Raw genomic sequence first — 3595 nt, 5'->3', positions numbered from 1 at the left:
TCCCCTTCCATAATGAAGCAAATATGGTTCACCTATCCATACATTTGATACATTTCATTAGATGTATCGAGTGAAAAGCTTAGAAATAACAAGAATAACGGAGAAAACCCTTACTTTATAGAGGGAGTATAAAATTTTGTTGCATGGATGTAATGTCTAGCTCCAGCGCCCAACCACTCGGATCACTTCAGTCCTGCGGCGGCAACAGCCTCCTCGGTGGCCTTCCAGTGACCTTCGTGGCTTACCCGAAAAGGTTTTGCTTTTTCGAGGAACTAAGGCAACTGCCTTCGTAACCTTGGTGTTTACCAAGTTTTCTTTATCACATCTGAACAGGGTGCTTCCGCTTTTCTTTAATGTTATAATTCCCCCGACAAAACCTCTATAAATCTCCTAAAATTAACACTACTTTAACCACATAAACCGACAGACTTCCTCAGCCCGCCTACGCTATACTAAGTGCAAGTTCCAGGAGGGGAGCAGCCAATGACAATATATTTGGATGTCATTTGGTTTCTGAATTTGTGTATCGATTTTTTGTTGCTATGGTTAACGGCATTGATCTTGAAGCGCAATACATCCAAGAAACGGTTGTTCTTGGGTGCATTGATGGGTTCTTTGTATGTATTTTTCTTATTTGCTGAGACAGGTATTGTTTATCACCCAATAGTTAAGCTGCTTTATTCGGCCATTATTATTATGATTACATTTGGCTATAAGCGGTTTGCTTCTTTTGTACAAGGTTTATTCATGTTCTACTTTACCACCTTTATTACCGGAGGGGGATTGCTTGGAATTCATTATTTTCTCCAAACAGATGCCCAAATTATTAATGGAGTCATGCAGACAAAATCTAGTGGCCTAGGAGATCCAGTCAGTTGGCTGTTTGTTGTCCTTTTATTTCCTGTATTGATTGTTTTCACGAAGAAAAGAGTGAACCAATTAGAAGTTAGAAAGCTTCACTACGAACAGATTATGACCTTTGAAGTAAAAATAGACTCACTTACTTTTAAAGGAACAGGTCTTATGGATAGTGGAAACCAACTCCATGACCCCCTCTCGAAACACCCAGTAATGATATTAGATACGAAAGAATTTCAGAATCAGTTGCCTAAGGTAGTCCTTGACCAAGCAGAGAATCTGGAACACATCGGTCAGAATGATGAGGAAGAACCGAACCCTTGGATCGATCGACTACGTCTTATACCCTTTAGAGCAGTGGGTAGTAACAATCAATTTCTTACTGGGATTAAACCAGATCACGTTCATATTTGGCAAAACAATGTGAAATATGAGACGAGGAACGTAATTGTAGGACTATCATTATCTAACATCTCGGGGGAAGGTGACTATAATGCAATCCTTCATCCGAAAATGATCGTGAATGCTAAGGTAACGTCAAGTGCTTCTTAACTTTTATATTGTATTGAGAACACGGATCGAATTTCTTGAAAGCAAGGGAGGATAAGGAATGGGGAAGCTGAAACTACGTCTTACACTTTGGTGGTACAAATTACTTATTAAGCTTGGGATTAAGGCAGAGGAAATATACTACATAGGGGGAAACGAAGCTCTGCCTTCACCACTTTCTAAGGATGAGGAAGCACTATTACTTCAAAAGCTTCCAAAAGGGGACAAAGCAGCTAGAGCGGTGTTAATTGAACGAAATTTGCGTCTAGTTGTTTACATTGCTCGAAAATTTGAGAACACCGGAATCAACATTGAAGACCTAATAAGTATCGGAACAATCGGGTTAATTAAGGCTGTAAACACATTCAATCCTGAAAAGAAAATCAAGTTAGCGACCTATGCTTCGAGATGTATTGAAAATGAAATCCTGATGTATTTAAGAAGAAATAATAAAACACGTTCGGAAGTATCATTTGATGAACCATTAAATGTTGATTGGGATGGAAATGAACTTCTTTTGTCTGATGTACTAGGGACAGATGATGATATTATTACACGTGATATTGAAGCTAATGTAGATCGGAAACTGCTTTTCAAAGCACTATACACGTTATCACCACGGGAAAAACAAATTATGGAGCTTAGATTCGGGTTAGCTGGTGGAGAAGAAAAAACACAAAAAGATGTAGCAGATTTACTTGGTATTTCACAATCCTATATTTCCAGGCTTGAAAAGAGAATTATAAAGCGATTGCAAAGAGAATTCAACAAAATGGTTTAATCGATGACTTCTTATCCACTCATTTTCACGACGCCTCACCCTACTCGATCGGGTGGGGCTTTCCAANTTGCAAAGAGAATTCAACAAAATGGTTTAATCGATGACTTCTTATCCACTCATTTTCACGACGCCTCACCCTACTCGATCGGGTGGGGCTTTCCAAGTGAGTAAAGAAAGTATAAAAGTTTGCGGCATGGATGTAATGTCCAGCTTCAGCGCCCAACCACTTGGATCACTTCAGGCCTCCTGCGGCGGCAACAGCCTCCTCGTCGGTCTTCCAGTGACCTTCGTGGCTAAGCAGGGCACTTCCGCTTTTCTAATTTTCTTTAACTAAGTGCATAAATTTTCCTCTCAGGGAGATACTTTATTCTGACAGTAACTCCCAATTGGAGGGGAAGATATGACACGGAATAAAGTTGAGATTTGCGGCGTTGATACATCTAAGCTTCCAGTATTAAAAAACACAGAAATGAGAGTATTGTTTGCTCAAATGCAAGATGGTGATTTATCTGCAAGAGAAAAGCTCGTAAACGGAAATTTAAGGCTGGTACTAAGTGTGATTCAGCGATTTAATAACCGGGGCGAGTACGTAGATGACCTTTTCCAGGTTGGTTGTATTGGATTAATGAAATCAATTGATAACTTTGATCTAGGTCAGAATGTTAAATTTTCAACTTATGCGGTACCGATGATTATCGGAGAGATACGTAGATATTTACGTGATAATAATCCTATACGAGTATCTCGATCCCTACGAGACATCGCATACAAAGCTTTGCAGGTACGTGATAAAATTGTAAGTAAAGAGTCAAGAGAACCGAAACCTCATGAAATCGCACGTGAGCTCGGAGTAACAAAGGAAGAAGTTGTGTTTGCACTTGATGCAATTCAGGATCCAGTATCACTGTTTGAGCCGATTTACAATGATGGTGGAGAACCGATATTTGTAATGGACCAAATAAGTGATGATAAAAATAAAGATTATCAATGGATTGAAGAAATAGCATTACGTGAAGCGATGACTCGATTGAATCAACGTGAAAAGTTAATTCTTACAATGAGGTTTTTTCAAGGAAAAACGCAAATGGAAGTAGCAGATGAAATTGGAATTTCACAAGCACAAGTATCTAGACTTGAAAAAGCCGCAATTAATCAAATGAATAAAAGTATTCAGAGCGGCTGATAACTGCTTTGGATATGAATTAAATGGTTTGTAAGAAGACGAACTCCATGGAGTTCGTCTTTCTTTAAAAGATAAGAAAGTATAAAATTCGGGGCTACCACAGAGCATTTCGCTGTGGTAGTTTGTGTGTATGGAGACGAATATTCTTAGACAAATTTTCTTTGATCATCATGGACACTGGGAACGATTCAAAAGTAAACATGGGGACCGAATCCGATCAGTCG

Annotated in this window: 3 protein-coding genes; all 3 read left to right on the top strand. The window is 39.1% G+C overall.

The window, feature by feature from the left end; translation table 11 throughout:
• Positions 1-483: 483 nt before the first annotated feature.
• The 3 genes from spoIIGA (at position 484) to sigG (ending at position 3371) form a co-directional block, all read left to right on the top strand.
• Positions 484-1410, top strand: coding sequence for a sigma-E processing peptidase SpoIIGA (spoIIGA, locus tag NON16_RS25240; RefSeq protein ID WP_257352378.1), 927 nt, complete (start codon positions 484-486; stop codon positions 1408-1410).
• 58 nt (positions 1411-1468) lie between these two features.
• Positions 1469-2188 (top strand): RNA polymerase sporulation sigma factor SigE, encoded by a 720-nt coding sequence (gene sigE / locus NON16_RS25235; RefSeq protein ID WP_257352377.1) that lies wholly within the window; start codon positions 1469-1471, stop codon positions 2186-2188.
• Between the two features lie 400 nt (positions 2189-2588).
• On the top strand, positions 2589-3371 hold the full coding sequence (gene sigG / locus NON16_RS25230) for an RNA polymerase sporulation sigma factor SigG (RefSeq protein WP_257352376.1): 783 nt from the start codon (positions 2589-2591) through the stop codon (positions 3369-3371).
• Positions 3372-3595: the final 224 nt, after the last annotated feature.

The sequence above is a fragment of the Pseudalkalibacillus decolorationis genome, assembly GCF_024609785.1.
GTDB classification, from domain to species: Bacteria; Bacillota; Bacilli; order Bacillales; family Fictibacillaceae; genus Pseudalkalibacillus; species Pseudalkalibacillus decolorationis.
Note: the sequence above shows the minus strand (reverse complement) of the source record. Positions and strands in the feature narration are given on the sequence as shown.

Bases quoted from the DNA above. Each gene is read 5' to 3' on its own strand.
- spoIIGA (WP_257352378.1), top strand. From the start codon at position 484: ATGACAATATATTTGGATGTCATTTGGTTTCTGAATTTGTGTATCGAT.
- sigG (WP_257352376.1), top strand. From the start codon at position 2,589: ATGACACGGAATAAAGTTGAGATTTGCGGCGTTGATACATCTAAGCTT.
- sigE (WP_257352377.1), top strand. From the start codon at position 1,469: ATGGGGAAGCTGAAACTACGTCTTACACTTTGGTGGTACAAATTACTT.